Source organism: Agromyces sp. NPDC058104, assembly GCF_042884835.1.
Classification (GTDB): Bacteria; Actinomycetota; Actinomycetes; order Actinomycetales; family Microbacteriaceae; genus Agromyces.
Window position 1 is genome coordinate 916,979 of record NZ_JBHVTD010000002.1, and the last position, 16,435, is coordinate 933,413.

The 16,435-nt window shown below is 73.2% G+C and carries 18 protein-coding genes; 8 read left to right on the top strand and 10 right to left on the bottom strand.

From position 1 onward, the window contains the following. The 3 genes from ACFVTH_RS12170 to ACFVTH_RS12180 all read right to left on the bottom strand — a co-directional run bounded on the left by ACFVTH_RS12170 (nucleotide 1) and on the right by ACFVTH_RS12180 (nucleotide 1,963). Nucleotides 1-273 (bottom strand): hypothetical protein, encoded by a 273-nt coding sequence (locus ACFVTH_RS12170; protein ID WP_387091019.1) that lies wholly within the window; start codon nucleotides 271-273, stop codon nucleotides 1-3. A 40-nt stretch (nucleotides 274-313) separates the two neighbouring features. Next, nucleotides 314-1,156, bottom strand: a complete 843-nt coding sequence (locus ACFVTH_RS12175; RefSeq protein ID WP_387091022.1) for a class I SAM-dependent methyltransferase — start codon at nucleotides 1,154-1,156, stop codon at nucleotides 314-316. Between the two features lie 165 nt (nucleotides 1,157-1,321). Then, complete coding sequence (locus tag ACFVTH_RS12180; protein ID WP_387091024.1) at nucleotides 1,322-1,963, bottom strand: TetR/AcrR family transcriptional regulator; 642 nt, start codon at nucleotides 1,961-1,963, stop codon at nucleotides 1,322-1,324. Nucleotides 1,964-2,033: 70 nt separating this feature from the next. Here ACFVTH_RS12180 and ACFVTH_RS12185 point away from each other — a divergent pair, with 70 nt between their 5' ends. Both ACFVTH_RS12185 and ACFVTH_RS12190 read left to right on the top strand, forming a co-directional pair. Continuing rightward, nucleotides 2,034-3,428 (top strand): amidase, encoded by a 1,395-nt coding sequence (locus tag ACFVTH_RS12185; RefSeq protein WP_387091027.1) that lies wholly within the window; start codon nucleotides 2,034-2,036, stop codon nucleotides 3,426-3,428. A gap of 69 nt (nucleotides 3,429-3,497) precedes the next feature. Further along, on the top strand, nucleotides 3,498-4,967 hold the full coding sequence (locus ACFVTH_RS12190; protein WP_387091029.1) for an APC family permease: 1,470 nt from the start codon (nucleotides 3,498-3,500) through the stop codon (nucleotides 4,965-4,967). Nucleotides 4,968-5,219: 252 nt separating this feature from the next. Here ACFVTH_RS12190 and ACFVTH_RS12195 read toward each other — a convergent pair whose 3' ends face one another. From ACFVTH_RS12195 to ACFVTH_RS12210, 4 genes are read right to left on the bottom strand one after another with little or no spacing between them, the layout of a single operon-like run. Continuing rightward, on the bottom strand, nucleotides 5,220-6,443 hold the full coding sequence (locus ACFVTH_RS12195) for an FAD-dependent oxidoreductase (protein ID WP_387091032.1): 1,224 nt from the start codon (nucleotides 6,441-6,443) through the stop codon (nucleotides 5,220-5,222). A gap of 53 nt (nucleotides 6,444-6,496) precedes the next feature. Next, a complete protein-coding gene (locus ACFVTH_RS12200) occupies nucleotides 6,497-7,147 on the bottom strand; it encodes a response regulator (RefSeq protein WP_387091035.1) in 651 nt (216 codons plus the stop codon). Continuing rightward, entirely contained in the window at nucleotides 7,144-8,295 is a 1,152-nt protein-coding gene (locus ACFVTH_RS12205) for a sensor histidine kinase (protein WP_387091038.1), read from the bottom strand. The genes ACFVTH_RS12200 and ACFVTH_RS12205 overlap by 4 nt, the downstream gene beginning before the upstream one ends. Before the next feature lie 4 nt (nucleotides 8,296-8,299). Then, nucleotides 8,300-9,040: a DUF2306 domain-containing protein gene (locus ACFVTH_RS12210; protein ID WP_387091041.1), complete on the bottom strand. Its 741-nt coding sequence runs from the start codon at nucleotides 9,038-9,040 to the stop codon at nucleotides 8,300-8,302. A 261-nt stretch (nucleotides 9,041-9,301) separates the two neighbouring features. On the opposite strand from ACFVTH_RS12210, the gene ACFVTH_RS12215 reads away from it, so the two are divergent. Both ACFVTH_RS12215 and ACFVTH_RS12220 read left to right on the top strand, forming a co-directional pair. Next, nucleotides 9,302-11,905 (top strand): lamin tail domain-containing protein, encoded by a 2,604-nt coding sequence (locus ACFVTH_RS12215; protein ID WP_387091044.1) that lies wholly within the window; start codon nucleotides 9,302-9,304, stop codon nucleotides 11,903-11,905. Between the two features lie 483 nt (nucleotides 11,906-12,388). Further along, on the top strand, nucleotides 12,389-12,964 hold the full coding sequence (locus ACFVTH_RS12220; RefSeq protein ID WP_387091047.1) for a hypothetical protein: 576 nt from the start codon (nucleotides 12,389-12,391) through the stop codon (nucleotides 12,962-12,964). A 32-nt stretch (nucleotides 12,965-12,996) separates the two neighbouring features. Here the strand turns inward: ACFVTH_RS12220 and ACFVTH_RS12225 are convergent, their stop codons facing one another. The 3 genes from ACFVTH_RS12225 to ACFVTH_RS12235 all read right to left on the bottom strand — a co-directional run bounded on the left by ACFVTH_RS12225 (nucleotide 12,997) and on the right by ACFVTH_RS12235 (nucleotide 14,054). Next, the gene (locus ACFVTH_RS12225) at nucleotides 12,997-13,278 is read right to left on the bottom strand and encodes an antibiotic biosynthesis monooxygenase (protein ID WP_387091049.1); all 282 of its coding nucleotides are present in this window, start codon (nucleotides 13,276-13,278) and stop codon (nucleotides 12,997-12,999) included. Nucleotides 13,279-13,313: 35 nt separating this feature from the next. Beyond that, nucleotides 13,314-13,583, bottom strand: a complete 270-nt coding sequence (locus tag ACFVTH_RS12230; RefSeq protein ID WP_387091052.1) for a hypothetical protein — start codon at nucleotides 13,581-13,583, stop codon at nucleotides 13,314-13,316. Between the two features lie 66 nt (nucleotides 13,584-13,649). Continuing rightward, the gene (locus tag ACFVTH_RS12235; protein ID WP_387091055.1) at nucleotides 13,650-14,054 is read right to left on the bottom strand and encodes a hypothetical protein; all 405 of its coding nucleotides are present in this window, start codon (nucleotides 14,052-14,054) and stop codon (nucleotides 13,650-13,652) included. An 85-nt stretch (nucleotides 14,055-14,139) separates the two neighbouring features. Here ACFVTH_RS12235 and ACFVTH_RS12240 point away from each other — a divergent pair, with 85 nt between their 5' ends. The 4 genes from ACFVTH_RS12240 to ACFVTH_RS12255 all read left to right on the top strand — a co-directional run bounded on the left by ACFVTH_RS12240 (nucleotide 14,140) and on the right by ACFVTH_RS12255 (nucleotide 16,429). Beyond that, the gene (locus ACFVTH_RS12240) at nucleotides 14,140-14,631 is read left to right on the top strand and encodes a hypothetical protein (protein WP_387091058.1); all 492 of its coding nucleotides are present in this window, start codon (nucleotides 14,140-14,142) and stop codon (nucleotides 14,629-14,631) included. Nucleotides 14,632-14,647: 16 nt separating this feature from the next. Next, nucleotides 14,648-15,091 carry a hypothetical protein gene (locus tag ACFVTH_RS12245; RefSeq protein WP_387091060.1) on the top strand — a complete coding sequence of 148 codons (444 nt, stop codon included), beginning with the start codon at nucleotides 14,648-14,650 and terminating at the stop codon, nucleotides 15,089-15,091. 94 nt (nucleotides 15,092-15,185) lie between these two features. Next, nucleotides 15,186-15,779: a hypothetical protein gene (locus ACFVTH_RS12250; RefSeq protein ID WP_387091063.1), complete on the top strand. Its 594-nt coding sequence runs from the start codon at nucleotides 15,186-15,188 to the stop codon at nucleotides 15,777-15,779. Between the two features lie 170 nt (nucleotides 15,780-15,949). Beyond that, nucleotides 15,950-16,429, top strand: a complete 480-nt coding sequence (locus ACFVTH_RS12255; RefSeq protein ID WP_387091066.1) for a DUF3237 domain-containing protein — start codon at nucleotides 15,950-15,952, stop codon at nucleotides 16,427-16,429. Nucleotides 16,430-16,435 lie beyond the last annotated feature (6 nt).

Genomic DNA, 16,435 nt, shown 5'->3' on the forward strand with positions numbered 1-16,435 from the left:
TCAGATCGCCGGGCGGGGGCCGCCCGTCGGGGGCCGGCCGAGACCCAGCCGGTCGAGCAGGGTGCGGAGGATGCCGGTGCCGGCGAGGCCCGGGCGGGGCGTCGCGCCGGACGGCGCGGGAGCGGAGGCATCCCGCCCTCGTCTCGTGGCCGACGCGGCGCGCTCGTCGGCGAGCCGTTCGAGCGCGGCGCGGCGCTGCTCGAGCACGCGGACGAGGTGCGCCTCGCGGGCCAGATGGATGGTGTGGACCTGGTGATGGTCGCTGAGATTCACGGTGGTTCCTTCATGCGGATCGGCTGCGCAGCCCGGCGGCTCAGCGCCGGGTCGCGGTGACGAGCAGGTACTCCCACTCGAGGGCGCCGTTCGCGTCGCTCGCCAGTTGCTCGTCGCCGAGCACGGCGAGGGCGTCGTCGAGCGCACGCACGGCGTCGGCGTCGTCGGCGATGCGACGGTAGACGGCGATCGTCGGACCGTAGTGCGACTTGAAGTAGTCGCGGAACTCGGCGCCGTTCGCGAACTGCGTGATCGCGACGGTCTCGCGGACGGCGACGAAGTCCTCGACCTCCTCGCCGAGCAGCCCGCGCACGTGCACCTCGTCGCCCCAGCGCGGGGCCGGCGTCGCGCCCTCGGGCAGCGGCGGGGCGAACGGCTTCATCACGCCGAACATGCGGCCGATGAAGCCCTCGGGCGTCCAGCTCAGCAGGCCGATCCGGCCGCCGGGCCGCACGACCCGCAGCAGTTCGCTCGCCGCGGCCTCCTGGTGCGGCGCGAACATGATGCCGACGCACGAGATCGCCGCGTCGAACGCGGCGTCCTCGAACGGGAGGTCCTCGGCGTCGGCCTCGCGCCACTCGAGCGAGACGCCCGTCTCGGCCGCGTTGCGGCGCCCGACGGCGAACAGTTCGGGCGCGAGGTCGCTCGCGACGACCGAGGCGCCGCGCTCGGCGGCCGGGATCGCGGCGTTGCCGCTGCCGGCGGCGATGTCGAGCACCCGGTCGCCGTCGCGGACCCCGGTGGCGGCGACGAGTCGCGGCCCGAGGCTCCAGATGAGGTCGGAGGCGAGCCTCGGGTAGTCGCCCGAGGCCCACATGCTGCGGTGCCGGGCCTTGAGTTCGCGGTCGGCGTCGCTCGCCGTCGTCGCGGTGGTGTCGGTCATGTCGTGCTCCTCGTGTCGGTGATGACGTCGGAGCGAGTGTCGCCCTGGGCGGTGCGTGCCGCATCCGTGCAGTGCACGGAGATCTGCACGGAGCGGGGACGTGCGGACGCGGGGCGTCGCACCGTCTCGGCCCCTGCTGCGTCGAGGTCGAGGTCGAGGTCGAGGTCAGGCGCCGGATGCCGCGGCGCCGCGCACGAGCGTCGCGTCGAGCCCCGCGATGAGCGCCTCGAGGCCCTGGTCGAAGGTGTCGAGGTCGCGCATGCCGGAGACCTCGGGTGGCGCGGTGCCCGCGGCGCCCGGGCGTTCGGCGGTGCGGCTCCGGGCCCACACCACGAGGAATCCCGTCGCGTAGGCGTCGACGATGCCGAGGATCTGGCGCGCCTCGGCCGCGCCGAGCCCGGCGCGCTCGAGGCTCGCGACGACGGCGACGAGGTGCGGCGCGACGGGGGAGGTGTCGTACGGCGCGAGCGCGAGCAGCTCGAAGCTGTGCGGCAGCTGCACCGCGAGGTCGCGGTACGAGCGCAGGGTGCGTCGCACGGTCTCCTGCCACGGCTCGCCGGGCACCTCGCGGAGCTCGAGCCGCTCGATGAGCCGGCCCACGATCGCATCGACGAGGTCGTCGCGGTTGCGCACGTGCGTGTAGAGGCTCATCGGCGCGCGGTCGAGCTCGGCGGCCAGTCGGCGCATGGTCAGGGCGTCGAGTCCCTCGCGCTCGACGAGCGCGATCGCGGCCTCGATGAGGTCGTCGCGGCTCACCGTGCGGCGCGGTGCGGCCTTCGTGCGGGATGCCTCTTGACGGGACGCCATGCGTGCAAGAGTATCGTCCGTACAGTGTACGCTTCCGTACGGCGTACGGAAGCGCGAAAGGCACCACCACATGGAACTGTTCCGGCTCACCGCCACCGAGGCATCCGAGCTCATGCGACGTCGCGAACTCTCGCCCGTCGACCTGCTCGAATCGGTCATCGCCCGCACCGAGGCGACCGAGCCCGTGATCAACGCGGTCACCGAGCAGTGGATCGACGAGGCCCGCGCGGCGGCCGTCGCGTCGGAGGCGCGCTTCGCCGGCGGCGAGGCGCTGCGCCCCCTCGAGGGCATTCCGCTGATGCTGAAGGACGAGCAGCCGATCGCCGGCCGCCTCCTCGAAGACGGATGCCTCCTCGAACGCGGCAACATCGCGGACGAGACCCACCCGATCGTCGAGCGCATCCAGGCGGCGGGCGCGGTCGTGCACGCACGCACCACGACCCCCGAGTACTGCTGCGCCCCGGTCACGCACTCGAAGCTCTGGGGCGTCACCCGCAACCCGTGGAACCCCGACTTCACCCCCGGCGGCTCCTCGGGCGGCTCGGGCGCGGTGCTCGCGGCGGGCTCGACGCTGCTCGCGACGGGCTCCGACATCGGCGGCTCCATTCGGATCCCCGCCTCGTTCTGCGGCGTCGTCGGGTTCAAGCCGCCGTTCGGGCGCGTGCCGGGCATGGCCCCCTTCAACTCCGACACCTACTGCGCCGACGGGCCGATGGGCCGGAGCGTGGCCGATGTCGCGATGCTCCAGAACGTGATCTCGGGGCCGTGGGTCGGCGATGCCGCCTCGCTCCGCGAGATCGCCGCCGTCTCGGGCGAGGCCGGCTCGCTCGACGGCGTGCGCGTCGCGCTCTGCCTCGACCTCGGCGGCTACGACGTCGACCCCGCCGTCGAGGCGAACACGCGGGCGGTCGGCGCCGCCCTCGTCGCGGCCGGGGCGACGGTCGACCTCGTCGAGCTGCCCTGGGGGCCGCAGCGCACCCTCGAGACCTCGTGGCCGCACTTCGGCGCCGTCATGGGCCCGTTCATCGAGAGCATCGTCGAGGGCGATGCGGCACGGGCCGAGCAGCTCATGCCGTACACGCGGGCGTTCGCGGCGCAGGCCGCGGCCGGCGGCGACTACGTCGGCGGGCTCGTGGCCGAGTCCTCCTTCTACCGGCCGTTCGCCGAGCTCATGACCGGCTACGACGTGCTCGTCTGCCCGACCGTCGCGACCACCGGCCTCGCCGCCGACGAGCCCGCCACCGACAGCACCGCGATCTTCTCGCAGCTCATGACGCTGCCGTTCAACGTGATCGGCCGCGTGCCGGTGCTCGCCGTGCCGTCGGGCCTCGCGCCGAACGGCGTGCCCACCGGCGTGCAGATCGTGGGCCGGACGTACGACGACGCCGCGGTCTTCCGCGTGGGCGCCGCGCTCGAGCAGGAGCTCGCCCTCTGGACCGACCGCTCGTGGTGGCCCGCCGTGTAGGCGCCCGCCGCGACCCCGCACCCTCGCTTCACCCCTGCCGTCATCACCGTCGCTGACAAGGAGTCCCCAATGAGCACGTCCCCGTCCCCGTCCCCATCCGCAGCCCCGCCGTCCGCGTCCGGGCCCGCCCCGTCGCCGACCGACACCCGAGGGCTGGCCCGCGGCCGGCTCGGCACCTTCGACATCTTCTTCTTCGTCGTCGCCGCGGCCGCGCCGCTCGCCGTCATGGCGGGGGCGGCACCGCTCGCGTTCCGCCTCGGCGGCATCGGGGCGCCCGGCGCCTACGTGTTCAGCGGGGTGGTCTACCTGCTGTGCGCGGCCGGCTTCACCGCCTTCGCCAGGTACGTGCGCAACGCCGGGGCCTTCTACGCCTTCATCGGGCGAGGGCTCGGCCGGTCGGCCGGCGGGGGTGCTGCGATCGTGGCGCTGCTCTCGTACGCGCTCATCTGCGGCGGCTTCTACGGCTTCTTCGGCTTCTACGCCGCGGCGACGTTCAACCCGATGCTCGGCCTCGAGGTGCACTGGTCGGTCTACGCGCTCGTCGCGCTCGCTGTGGTCGCCCTGCTCGGCTACCGGCAGGTCGACATCGGGGCGCGCGTGCTCGCGGTGCTCATGATCCTCGAGGTCGCGATCCTCGTCGTCATCGCGGTCGCGGTGCTCGCGACCGAGGGCACCGCGAACTTCTCGGTCGAGCCCTTCGCCCCCGGCAACGTGTTCAACCTCGCGAGCGGCGGCATGTTCGTGCTCGCCCTCGGCGCGTTCATCGGCTTCGAGAGCACGGCCATCTACGCCGAGGAGGCGCGCCGTCCCGAGCGGACCGTGCCGCGCGCGACGTACCTCGCCGTCGGGTTCCTGGCGCTGTTCTACGGATTCATCGCGTGGATCGCCGTCGCCGCGCTCGGCGTCGACGGGCTCGTCGAGTACAGCCTCTCCGACGTGTTCCAGGGGCTCTACTTCATGCTCGCCGAGTCGTACCTCGGCGCCTGGGCGAGCACGGTGATGGGCCTGCTCATCGTCACGAGCATCCTCGCTGCGACGATCGCGTTCCACAACGCGACCTCGCGCTACCTGTTCTCGCTCGGCCGCGACGGGCTGCTGCCCGCCCGCCTCGCGCGCACGCATGAGCAGCACCGCTCACCGGCGGTCGCGAGCCTCGTGACGACGATCTCCTCGCTCATGCTGATCTCGGTCACCCTGGTGCTGAACGGCGACCCGTACCTGCAGCTGCTGCTCTGGACGAACGGCGTCGGCATCATCGGCGTCGTCGCCCTGCAGCTGCTCTGCATGATCAGCGTCGTGCGGTTCTTCAGCCGAGGCCGGCGCGGGCACGGGGTGTTCCGGGTCGTGATCGCTCCGCTGCTCGGGGCAGCCGGACTCGTCGCGGGACTCGTGCTCATGCTCACGAACCTCGACCTGCTCACCGGGCGCACCGACTGGGTCAACTGGGCGCTCATGGCGACGCTCGCCGTGGCGGCGGTCGTGGGCGTGGTGCTGGCGGGCCGCGCGCCGGCGGTCGCGGAGGCGGCCGACCGGGCGTAGTCCCGGTCGGCTCGCGCACCGGCCGGTCGCCGTTGGCTGGGCACCGGTTCGCCGGCCGGGGCGCGCCGGTCTGGGCGCAGGATCACCCGCCCGCCGGCCATCTGCGTGTCGGGCGGGTTCTCAGTTCACGACAGCGGTACCGAAGTACCGAAGTACCGAAGTACCGAAGTACCGACGTACCGGGTGGCCGACGAACGGCTGCCGCGGCCGAGACCGCCGGCCGAACGACGGCGCGCTTCCGACGATCCGGTGTCAGTCCTCCGACGATCCGCCGCCGGCGGGCGCGCCGCCGAGCGACGTCGGCGAGGCGAGCCCCGCCCGCGCCGCGGTCGCCCCGGCCCCGGCGGACGCGCCATCGGCGCCGTCGCCGCCGAAGCGGTCGAAGCGGAACGGCTCGAGGTCGACCGCCGGCTCGGCGCCCTCGGCGAGGTCGGCGAGCACGAGGCCCATGAGCGCCGAGAACTTGAAGCCCTCGCCCGAGTCGCCGCAGGCGACGGTGACGCCGGGCAGCGGCGTGCCGATCACGAAGCGGCCGTCGGGGGAGTCGGTCCAGGTGCAGACCTTCGCGTCGACGACCTCGGCGCCCTGCATGCCGAGCTCGGTGCGCGCGTACTCGAGCAGCATCGCGGTGCGCGCCGCGTCGGGCGTGCGGTCGTCGTCGACGCCCCAGTCGGCGTCGCGCAGGGGCGCGTCGAGCCCGAGCTTGTAGCCGACCCCCGGCGTCGCCATGGCGTACAGCGTCGGCCGGTCGCCGCTCGCGATGTCGATGAGGTCGGGCAGCTCGTCGAAGGGCTGCGCCGGGTCGGCGACGTGCACGACCTGTTCGAGGTGCGGCCGCAGCGGCACGTCGAGCGCCAGGCGCTCGAGCAGGGCGGATGCCCCGGGGCCGGCCGCGACGACGAGCGCATCGGCCTCGAGCGTCTCGCCGCCGGAGAGATGCACCCGGCGCGGGGCGGAACCCGAAGCATCCGCCTCGAGGTCGACGACGTGCGCAATGCGCAGCGTGCCGCCGGCCTGCTCGAAGCGGCGCAGCTGCGCCCGCAGCGAGGCCTCGGCGAGCACCGGGCCGGCCTCGGAGGTGTAGATCGCGCCGCGTCCGTCGGGCACGAGCCCGGGGAACCGGCGGCCGACCGCATCGGCGTCGAGACGCTGGTGGGGGATGCCCTCCATCGCAAGGGTCCACTCGAAGGCGTCGAGCGCCGCGGCCGAGTCGCGCCAGACGAGCCCGCGGCGGAGGAAGACCGGTTCGCCGGCGATCTCCGAGAGTCGTTCCATCGCCGCGAGGCTCTGCCGGGTCATCCGGATCTTCGCCGAATCGGGGTCGGCGAGCCGCCAGATGCGGGTCGGCCCGTGCGACGACGACAGCGGGTTCGCGGGGCCGTACCGGTCGACGAGGGTGACCCGGTGGCCGCGTTCGGCGAGCTCGGCCGCGGCGGGCAGCCCCCACGCGCCGGCGCCGATGACGATGATCTGCATCCCACCATCCTCCCTCGCGGGTGACGGGTGTTGCGTCGCGCGTCGCGCCGGCGTCAGCGCGAGCGTCGCTGTTCGTGCCGCCAGATCGCCAGTTCGACCCGGTTGCGCACGCCGAGCTTCGTCATGAGGCTCTCGACGTGCGTCTTCACGGTGCTCAGCGAGATGTGCAGTTCGCGGCCGATCTCGGAGTTGCCGAGGCCGCGCGCGACCGCGTCGAGCACCTCGGTCTCCCGCTCGGTGAGGGGCGTCGCCGGGGCGGCAGGCGGCGTCGGAACCTCGCCCGCGAACGCCGCGATGAGGCGCACGGTGATGTTCGGGTCGATGAGCGCGTCGCCACGCGCGGCCGCGTGCACCGCCTCGGCGAGCAGCACCGCGCCGGCGTTCTTCAGCAGGAACCCGCGCGCGCCCGCCCGCAGCGCGCCGTAGACGTACTCGTCGAGGTCGAAGGTCGTGATCACGACCACCGGGATCGGGTCGGCGACGTCGGGGCCCGCGAGGAGGCGGGTCGCCTCGAGCCCGTCGAGCACGGGCATCCTGATGTCGAGGAGGCACACGTCGGGCCGGATGCCGCGGGCGAGGCGCACCGCCTCGGCGCCGTCGGCGGCCTCGGCGACGACCTCGATCCCGGGCTGGGCGTCGAGGATCATCCGCAGTCCCGTGCGCACGAGGTGCTGGTCATCGGCGATCAGCACGCGCACGCTCATGTCGGCCATCCCGTCCGCGGGAGCACTGCGGTCACCGTCCATCCGGCCCGGCCGCCGCCGAGATCGCCCGCGTCGCCGGGCCCCGCCTCGCAGCGGCCGCCGAGCAGGGCGGCGCGCTCGGCCATGCCGGTGAGCCCGTAGCCGGGTCGGGCGGATGCCACGGTCTCGCCGTCGTCGCGGACCTCCAGCCGCACGCCGTCGGCGTCGATCGACACGCGAGCGTCGACGAGCGTCGCACCGTGCGCGTGCCGCCGCGCGTTCGTCACGGCCTCCTGCGCGATGCGGAACACGGCCGCACCGATCGCCGGGGGCACCGAGGCGGCGTCGCCCTCGATCGCGACCGAGACGACCGGCCCGCCGGGCGACGAGCTCGTGAGCCGCCCGAGATCGTCGAGACCCGGTACGGGGGCCAGCTCGGGGGCATCCGATCGCCTGAGCACCCTGACCATCGCCCGCATCTCGTCGAGGGTGCGCGAGGCCTCGCCCTCGATGACCCTGAGCGCCTCGGTCGCGGCGTCGGGGCGCTGCGCCGCGACGGCGGCGCCCGCCTGCGCCTGGATCGCGATCGCCGAGACGTGGTGGGCGACGGTGTCGTGGAGCTCGCGGGCGAGCTGTTCGCGCTCGAGCAGCCGCATGCGCTCGAGCTCGCGGGCCCGGGCGCCCGCGCGCCAGCGGAACGCGAGACCGAGCGACCCCGTCGTGACGACGACCGCGAGCCCGCCGACGAGGTCGACCGGCGTGCTCGGCTCGAGCAGCAGCGGGGCGAGCGTTCCGGCGAGCACGAGCGTCGCGCCGCCGACCATCGCACGGCCGCTGCCCCAGCGCAGCACCGCGTACACGAGCACGAGGAAGTACGCCGTCGCGTACAGCTGCGGGTCGCCGCCGACCACCAGTGAGACGAGCGTGCCGATGCCGAACGCGACGGCGAGCATCGTGAACGGTCGGGTACGCCGCCACAGCAGGGTCGGCACGAGCGCGACGAGCACGACCGCCCAGCCCCAGCGCCACGGCACCTCGGGGCGCAGCGACGCCTCGAGCAGCACGAGCGGCGGCAGCACGCCGACGAGCACCCAGTCGCGCCAGACCCGTCGGGGCGGCGGCGGCGTCGCGGCCGGCGAGCGCCACAGCGCGCGGACGGGGCTCGTCATGCCCTCATGATAGGTCGGCGCCCGCGGCCGGGGCAGGAGCGGCGGTGGCGGGAGCATCGGCGGTGCGTCCGGCGCGCCGCGTGCGCCCCGTGCGCGCGGCGTGCCCGGTGCGTCCGCGTGCCGACCGGGCGCGACGACGGATGACGATCTCGGCCACCACGAGGTTGATCACCCAGCCTGCGCCCATGAGCACGGCGTGCATCGCCTCGCCGGGCGCGCCGAGTGCGAGCGTCCACGGCAGGAAGGTGAACACCTGCGTGCCCGCGCCGAGCCCGATCGCGTAGGCCCGCGTCATCCACGCGCTGTGGGTGCCGACATCGCCCCGGCGGATCGCGAGGAACGCGACCACGATCGCCCCGGCCATCGCCGTGCCGAAGCCGAGGCGCATCACCATCAGCGCCGGGCCGTTCACCGCCGGCATCTGGTAGGCGAGGGTCATCCAGAGCGCCGACAGCGCCGAGAGGAGGCCCGCGGGCGCGACGATGCGCCCGGCGACCCGGTGCCAGCGGCGCCGCCGGAGCGACGGCGCGAACTGCAGCGCACCGAGCACGAGGAACACGATCGACCCCACGATGTGGATGATCACGGGCACGGGGGAGTCGAAGAACCGGGCGTTCTCGGCGGTCACCGGTCCGCCGCCCGTGAGCTGGGTCAGCCGGAACGAGCCCGCGGCGATCGGCACGAGGCTGAGAGCGATGAGGCCCGCAGGGGCGAGCCACTCGCGGCGTCGGGGTGAATCGGTCATGCGTCGATGCTCGTGCGCGGCCCGGGGCGTGCGCATCGGCCGGCGGGCTCGAACCGCCTCGGCCGATCGGCCGATCCCGCTCGGGTGGCGTGCGGCGATGCGGCGGTGCGACGGCGCGGTGGAGCGACGGTGCGGTGATGCGCCGGCGCGATTCGACCGCCGTCGTACACCGCTCGTTCACCCGCGCGTGGGCTCCGCGTCACCGCGGCCCGGTCGAGTGGCTCCCGACCCCCGCACCCCGCCCGCGTCAGGAGCGTCCGCATGCCCGTGCAGCACCCGAATCCACCCGCAATCCGGCGTCGTCGCGTGCCCGCGATGCTCGCCGCGCTCGCCGTCGCCGCCTCGGGGCTCGCGGTCGCCGCGAGCCCGAGCCCCGCCACCGCCGCCGAAGCCGGCGTCGTCGTCAACGAGATCGTCTACGACGACGTGGTCGCCGGCGCGGTCGACGCGATCGAGCTGTTCAACGCCGGGGCATCCGGCGTGGATGTCTCGGGCTGGAAGGTCTTCGACGACAAGCGCGAGGAGTCGGGCGTGATCCCCGACGGCACGAGTCTCGCCGCCGGCGGGTTCCTCGTGCTCGAGAAGGACGGCGCGCCCCTCGGGTTCCCGTTCGGCCTCGGCAAGGGTGACACCGTCACCCTCGTCGACGCGGCCGGCACCGACGTCGACTCGTACGCCTACGCGGCCACCGCGCCGCTCGCCGACTGGTCGCGCTGCGCCGACGGCGGCGACTGGGCGCACGGCACTGCACTGACGCTCGGCGCCCCGAACACCTGCGAGGCCCCGGCCGCCGACGGCCGAGTCGTGCTCAACGAGGTCGACTCGGGCCCCGCCGACTGGATCGAGCTCGTCAACCCGGGCGACGCGGCCGTCGACCTCGCGGGCGTCGAGATCCGCGACAACTCCGACGACCACCGCTGGTTCTTCGCGGCCGGCGCGAGCCTCGCCGCGGGCGAGCGGCTCGTGGTCGACGCCGAGACGGAGGGCGTCGACGTGAGCGGCGCCCCGCAGCAGTTCCAGGCCGCGATCGGCATCGGCGGTTCCGACTCCATCCGAGTGTTCGGCGCCGACGGGGCGCTGCTCGACGAGACGTCGTGGACGGGGCATCCCGCCATCGACGGCGACGAGGCGGCCGCGAGCTACGCGCGCTGCCCCGACACGACGGGCGCCTTCGGGCTCGCTCGCGTCACGCCGGGCGCCGCGAACGACTGCGTGCTGCCCGCCGTCGCGATCAACGAGGTCGAGTCGAACGGCGACGCGACCGACTGGGTCGAGGTCGTGAACACCGGTGCAGCGCCGGTCGACCTCTCGGGCTGGACCCTCATGGACAGCGACCCCGCCGGCCACGCGGCCGACGTGACCCCCGTCGCCGCAGGCACCACGCTCGCGCCGGGCGCCTTCTTCGTCTTCGACGGCGCGAGCCACTTCGCCTTCGGGCTCGGCGGGGCCGACGTCGCGACCGTGCGCAACGCGAGCGGCCTGACGGTCGCCGAGTACGCCTGGACCGAGCACGCCGCCGTCACGTGGGCGCGCTGCCCCGACGGCACGGGCGACTTCGCCGACGCGAAGACCGCGACGAAGGGCGCGACCAACTGCGGCGACGGCGGCGGCGAGCCCGGCGGCCCCGGGGAGCCGGTCGCGGCGGACTGGCCCGGCTCGCCCGAGGTGCGCGTGCTCGACGAGACCGCGATGTTCCTCGAGGACTCCTCCGGCCTCGACACGCAGGCGACCGCCGACGGCATCGTGCTCTGGGCTGTCGACAACGGCACCGGCACCTTCTGGAAGCTCGACGTCGCAGCCGACGGCACCGCCTCGTTCGCCGAGGGCTGGGCCGAGGGCAAGCGCGCCCGCTTCCAGCGCGATGCCGCCAACCCGGCCGCGGCCGGCCCCGACGCCGAAGGCATCACGGTCGACGGCGACGGCCGCGTCTACCTCGCCTCCGAGCGCGACAACTCGAAGAAGGGCGTGAACCAGAACGTCGTGCTCGCGGTCGACCCCGACGCGCCCGGCCCCGACGTCGTCGCCTCCCAGGAGTGGGACCTCACCGCCTCGCTGCCGCAGGTCGCCGCGAACACCGGAATCGAGGCCGTCGAATGGGTGTCGGATGCCTCGCTCGCGGGCCTGCTCGTCGACCGCAACACGGGCGCGCCCTACGAGCCGGCCGACTACCCCGGGCACGGCGACGGGCTCTTCTTCGTCGCCGTCGAGGACAACGGCTTCGTCTACGCCTACGCGCTCGGCGCCGACGGCGCGATCACGCAGGTCGCGGAGATCGACCCGGGCCTCGGCGGGGTCATGGCCCTCGACTACGACACGGTGATCGGCGAGCTCTGGGCCGTCTGCGACGACGGCTGCGAGGGCCGCTCGGCCCGCATCGCCTTCACGGGCGGCGAGCCCGAGATCAGCCTGTTCGCCCGGCCCGCGAGCATGCCGAACCTCAACAACGAGGGCTTCGCGACGATGCCCGCGGCGCCCGAGGACGGCGCCACGGCGCGCACGGCGTCGGCCGTCGTCGCGGCGGATGCCGCGGCCGAGCGGCCCGTGTGGTGGTTCGCCGACGGCGAGCAGCCCGGCGCCCTCCGTGCGGGCACGCTGCCCGCTGCGGCGGGGGAGCCGGGCGGGGAGCCCGGACCCGGCGACGGCGGCGACGGCGGCGATGGTGGCACGGGCGGCGGCGACGGCACGACCGACGGCACCGGCTCGCAGCCCGCCGCGTCCGACGGGCTGGCCGAGACCGGCGTCGATGCGGGGCTGCTCGCGCTCGCACCGCTCGCCGTGCTCATCGCGGGTGTGGGCATCACGCTGCTGATCGCAGCGCGCCGGCGCCACCGTGCCGGGACTCACGCGTCCCCCGCGGCCGAGTAGGAGGACCGCGCCACCCCACGCGCGGCGCGGCCGGGCGACTCCGCCTGGAGCGCCCGGCCGCGTCGCTACGTCACTGAGTCGCTCGGTGACTCAGTGTCGGAGTGCGATGGCGGCGGCACCTCCTCAGGGAGCTCTAGCGGCAATCCGGTCGTTCTCGACACGCCCGTGGCGGCCAAATCCCGTGGTCCTCAGGGCGAGCAAGGCGTGCCAGGAGCCCGGGGCGGCGGCACGGAATTCCTCCGGGACGCCTGCAGAGGACTTCAGCCCGGGTTGATCACGGCTCAGGGCACGACGGTCATCATGCCGAGTGCGATGACGGTGACTCCGAGCTCTGGGCCGCGAACGCGTACTGCGTGCCGCTCGAGTCAGCTGAGGGCGTGAGCTCCACCACTACAGTCAACACAGGCGCCACCGCGCTCGGAGGCATGCCCCAGCGGCCCGCATTATCACCTCCAGCCAGTACAACTCGACGGAGACCACCGGTTGACCACCATTCGCACCTCCTCGGCGGCCGCCGCAGGCTTGCTCGCGCTCGTCCTGCTCACCGGCTGCACCACTTTCGACGCCTCGTTCCAGCCCGACACCGAGACGAACCCGCAGACGGCCGCCACGGCGGCAGCACCGATGGAAGGGGACTCGGACGGGGACGAGGAACTCTCCGAGTTCGAGAAGCAGGTGCTCGCAAGGAACGCCGCCCGCGACATCACGCTTCACGATGGCACCGTCGCCGTCGTGACACCCGGACAACCGCTTCCGCAGCCGGTCATCGATCAGATGGTCGCCGACGCTGCGCCCGGCGCGGCTCAGGCACAGACCGACGACGAGTTTGCGCCCATGGCGGGCATCAGAAGCCTCCGCGAGGTTGCGGGCTCATACGCGAACGAGCTGGATCGCACCGTCGTCATCGTCTACTGGGGCATCGGTGCCTGGGGCACGGTCTCCTCTGTCGACGAATCCGGTGGGACCGGGCTCGCCGGCACCAGCGACTTGGATGCGATGGTCGCGGCGGCTACCGACTGGGCCGACTCGCACGACGCCTACGTCGTCGTCGTCGAGTAACCACCCGATGCCGTCCTTGGACGCCGTGCGGGTCAGCGGACGTTCCCGCGAAGCCCGTCGATCGGGCGTTCGTCCCAGGTCGCGAAGGGGTCGCTGCCGACCTCTGCCATGAGCGCGGGGCGGGCGGCCTCCGCGGCGTCTTCGGATTCCCAGAGCGCGATGCCCACCAGGCGGCCGCTGCCGTCGTCGACGACGCCGGTCCACTCCAGTCCCGGCTGCTCACGGGCGACTCTGCTGTAGCGCTGCATCGAGTCGAGCACCTCGTCGCGATGCTCGGGCTTCGGTGAGTGCACGGAGACGACGGCGTACGTCATGCCTGCAGCCAAGCACGTTGCGCGCGGAGACGGAACTACCAGATGGTGCCGCCGCCGACCGAGATGCCGGCCCAGGTGAGCGCGATGAAGATCCCGGCGAACACGACGGGTGCGATGCCCTTGCCGCTGCGTGCGAGCCCCTTGAGGAGGGCGATCACGGCGAGGATCGCGGCGACGATGGAGAGGCCGCCGCCGAGGATCAGCCCGATGAACAGCGGGATGGGCATGAGCACGAGGCCGGCCAGCGCGATCCAGAAGGCAGCCCAGGCAGTCGGATTGGAGCGACGTTCGACGGAGGAAGTCATGGTTCATTGTCTCGTATCCGCCGCCGGCAGCCCCGATCAGGCCCAAAGCTCAGCGCGACGCGCGGATCACTCGTCGACGGTCTGCCAGACGGCGGCGTCGTCGTCGGTGCGGCATTCCTCGGGCACGTCGGACAGCTTGATGTAGCCGCCACCACCCTCGATGGAATCGCCGAGCTCCACGGCTCCCAGACCAGGCACTTCGACGCTTCGCCCGTCGTCGGCGAGCGTGGTACCGAGCGGGAACTGGAGGATGTGCGTGTCGCTGCCGGACTGAAGCGCGAGACAACCCATCGGTGTGCGGGCCAGTTCGCCGACGACGAGAGCCTCCATCACGTCCTCCGGTTCGGTCGAGGCCGCGACCATGATCGAACCGCCGACGCGTTGCACGGACGGATTCGACGCACCGGGGACCCCGCAGCCCGGCAGAAGCGTCGCGATCGCCACGGCGATGAGCACGAGCCCCCACTTCATCTCGTCAGGATGACAGCACAGCGGCGCTCGCCGCCAGATCTGGCGGCAACGGCTAGCCTGAACAGGGCTCGGCGAGGGAGGGGCGATGGGTTCTCAGATCTGGAAGTACTCGGCGGTCGCGCTGCTCTTCGTGGCGACGAGCGGATGCACCACAGGCGGCACCACAGGCGACAGTCCAGGAGAGCGCTCGACGGCGGAGCCGGGTGGCATCGAGATGTCCGTCGCACAGACCTGTCGGTCGGGATCTGCACCGGAGTGCATCTCGGTGAACGGCGAGTACATGATGATCCTCGAATCGGACTTCCTTCGGGCCGGCGTCGAAACGGCAGAAGCGGTCGAGGATGACACGATCAACGCGCTCGACGTGACGTTCGACGATGACGGAGCAGGCGTCTTCCAGGAGCTGACCGCCGAAGCCGCCGCCTCCGAAGGCACCGCGCTCCTGGTGATCAAAGTCGGAGACGAAGTGTTGTCTGCCGTGACGGTCGTTGAACCGATGCACGGCGATACCGCGATGATCGTCCTCCCACCGGACGCGGACGCGAACGAACTGGCTCGGATGCTCCGCGGCTCCTGAGGAGAAGGATCGGAGCATGGACGACGGAACCGGCGCGCGCACGGCGGCGGACGTGGACGGGTCAGCTGTCGGCATTCGACTGGTCGTCGACGTCGCCAACGTCGTGGGCTCGCGGCCCGACGGGTGGTGGCGCGACCGGGCCGGCGCCGCGACGCGCCTGCTCGCCGCACTGCCACCGCTCGTCGGGCGCGAGGTGCGCGGCCCCGACGGCGCCGCGCTGCGCATCGCCGAGCTCGTGGCCGTGATCGAGGGAGCCGCGAAGGCGGCCGCGCGACCCGAGGGCATCAGGGTGGTAGCCGCTCCGGCGGACGGCGACGGCAGCATCGTCGAGGTCGCCGGCGACGGGGCATCCCATCGCCGGACGCTCGTCGTGACCGCCGACCGCGGGCTGCGCGCCCGGCTCGCCGACGGGGTACTCGTCGCCGGGCCGGGGTGGCTCAACGAACTGCTCGGGCGCTGAGGCGCGCCGATTTTCGGAGGGTGGCGGCGCGACGATCGGTGTGCTATACCCGGAGGGGGTATCAAACGCCAGCAATGCGCGAGGAGGGGCAGCGATGAATCCGACCGACCGCGCGGTATCTGCCGCGACCGAGACCGACGTGCCGACCGCACGGCCGTCCGCCACGTTCATCGTGATCGCGCTCGTCGTCGGCGTCGCGAGCGGGTTCGGGCTGCTGTTCAGCGGCTACCCCGATGCGCTCGGCGCGGCGGTGCCCATGACCGCGCTCGGCATCGCCACGCTCTGCTACCTCGCGGCGGCTGTCACGGGCCTGCGCTGGGTCGCCTGGCTCGTCGTCGGGGTCGGCACCGTGATGGTCTTCGGCGCCGAGCTGCTCGACCTGCCGCGGTGGGCGGTGCTCGCTGCCGCGGGCCTGGTGCTGCTCGTCATCGGGTTCATCCGGCGGCCCCGCGCGACCACACCGCAGGCGCTCGCGATGGTCGGCTTCTTCGGCGTCGCCGTCGCGGCGCTCGCGCTCGACCCACGCCTCGGGCTCGCGCTCGCGGGCCTCGCGCTCGCCGCGCACGCCGGCTGGGATGTCGTGCACTACCGCCGCAACGCGGTCGTCGGTCGCTCGCTCGCGCTGTGGTGCATGGGGCTCGACCTGTTCCTCGGGCTCGTCTGCGTGGGCATCGCGATCGCCGGCTGAGGTCACCGCGCGAATCGCCCGCCGGTCGAGGTGGCGCCGCCGAGCAACGTCGCTTCGACACCCGCGTGGCGCCCAGACGCCCCAGACTGGGTGAGACGCCGTCGCTGCCGGCCATCAGCGGTCGAGCACGATCAGTCACTCCGATCCCGAAAGAAGGAGCCGCCCCGCCCATGTCGACCCGACTCATGGAACCCGCCTTCGAGTACTGCTTCGAGCTGCGCTGCCAGGTCGACGACGAACTGCCGCTCGGCGGCTCGACCCCTGGAGAAGGGCGGCACTTCGCGCGCGTCTCGGGCGGCACCTTCGACGGGCCCAGGCTCAACGGTGTGGTGCTGAACAGCGGCGGCGACTGGTGGGTCGGCCGCGGCCTCACCGTGGAGCTCGACGCCCGGTACGTCATCGAGGCCTCGCTCGACTCGGGCGCGGCCGCCGTCGAGGTCGTGAATCGCGGCATCTGGCGTACCGACGACGCGACCTGGGCGCGCATCGAGGCGGGCGAGGACGTCTCGGAGCAGGACCTGTACTACCGCACCGCCTTCCAGTTCCGCACCGACCACCCCGAACTGCAGTGGCTCACCGAGTCGCAGTTCATCGGCTACGCGCGGGCCGAACCCGGCTTCGTCATCATCCGCGTGTTCCGCCTCCTCTGAGCGGGC

What these genes read in the sequence shown, in the direction of transcription:
- ACFVTH_RS12240 (WP_387091058.1), top strand. Translation starts at nt 14,140, where the DNA reads ATGGGTTCTCAGATCTGGAAGTACTCGGCGGTCGCGCTGCTCTTCGTG.
- ACFVTH_RS12200 (WP_387091035.1), bottom strand. Translation starts at nt 7,147, where the DNA reads ATGAGCGTGCGCGTGCTGATCGCCGATGACCAGCACCTCGTGCGCACG.
- ACFVTH_RS12255 (WP_387091066.1), top strand. Translation starts at nt 15,950, where the DNA reads ATGTCGACCCGACTCATGGAACCCGCCTTCGAGTACTGCTTCGAGCTG.
- ACFVTH_RS12225 (WP_387091049.1), bottom strand. Translation starts at nt 13,278, where the DNA reads ATGACGTACGCCGTCGTCTCCGTGCACTCACCGAAGCCCGAGCATCGC.
- ACFVTH_RS12245 (WP_387091060.1), top strand. Translation starts at nt 14,648, where the DNA reads ATGGACGACGGAACCGGCGCGCGCACGGCGGCGGACGTGGACGGGTCA.
- ACFVTH_RS12185 (WP_387091027.1), top strand. Translation starts at nt 2,034, where the DNA reads ATGGAACTGTTCCGGCTCACCGCCACCGAGGCATCCGAGCTCATGCGA.
- ACFVTH_RS12195 (WP_387091032.1), bottom strand. Translation starts at nt 6,443, where the DNA reads ATGCAGATCATCGTCATCGGCGCCGGCGCGTGGGGGCTGCCCGCCGCG.
- ACFVTH_RS12210 (WP_387091041.1), bottom strand. Translation starts at nt 9,040, where the DNA reads ATGACCGATTCACCCCGACGCCGCGAGTGGCTCGCCCCTGCGGGCCTC.
- ACFVTH_RS12175 (WP_387091022.1), bottom strand. Translation starts at nt 1,156, where the DNA reads ATGACCGACACCACCGCGACGACGGCGAGCGACGCCGACCGCGAACTC.
- ACFVTH_RS12230 (WP_387091052.1), bottom strand. Translation starts at nt 13,583, where the DNA reads ATGACTTCCTCCGTCGAACGTCGCTCCAATCCGACTGCCTGGGCTGCC.
- ACFVTH_RS12190 (WP_387091029.1), top strand. Translation starts at nt 3,498, where the DNA reads ATGAGCACGTCCCCGTCCCCGTCCCCATCCGCAGCCCCGCCGTCCGCG.
- ACFVTH_RS12215 (WP_387091044.1), top strand. Translation starts at nt 9,302, where the DNA reads ATGCCCGTGCAGCACCCGAATCCACCCGCAATCCGGCGTCGTCGCGTG.
- ACFVTH_RS12250 (WP_387091063.1), top strand. Translation starts at nt 15,186, where the DNA reads ATGAATCCGACCGACCGCGCGGTATCTGCCGCGACCGAGACCGACGTG.
- ACFVTH_RS12180 (WP_387091024.1), bottom strand. Translation starts at nt 1,963, where the DNA reads ATGGCGTCCCGTCAAGAGGCATCCCGCACGAAGGCCGCACCGCGCCGC.
- ACFVTH_RS12235 (WP_387091055.1), bottom strand. Translation starts at nt 14,054, where the DNA reads ATGAAGTGGGGGCTCGTGCTCATCGCCGTGGCGATCGCGACGCTTCTG.
- ACFVTH_RS12205 (WP_387091038.1), bottom strand. Translation starts at nt 8,295, where the DNA reads ATGACGAGCCCCGTCCGCGCGCTGTGGCGCTCGCCGGCCGCGACGCCG.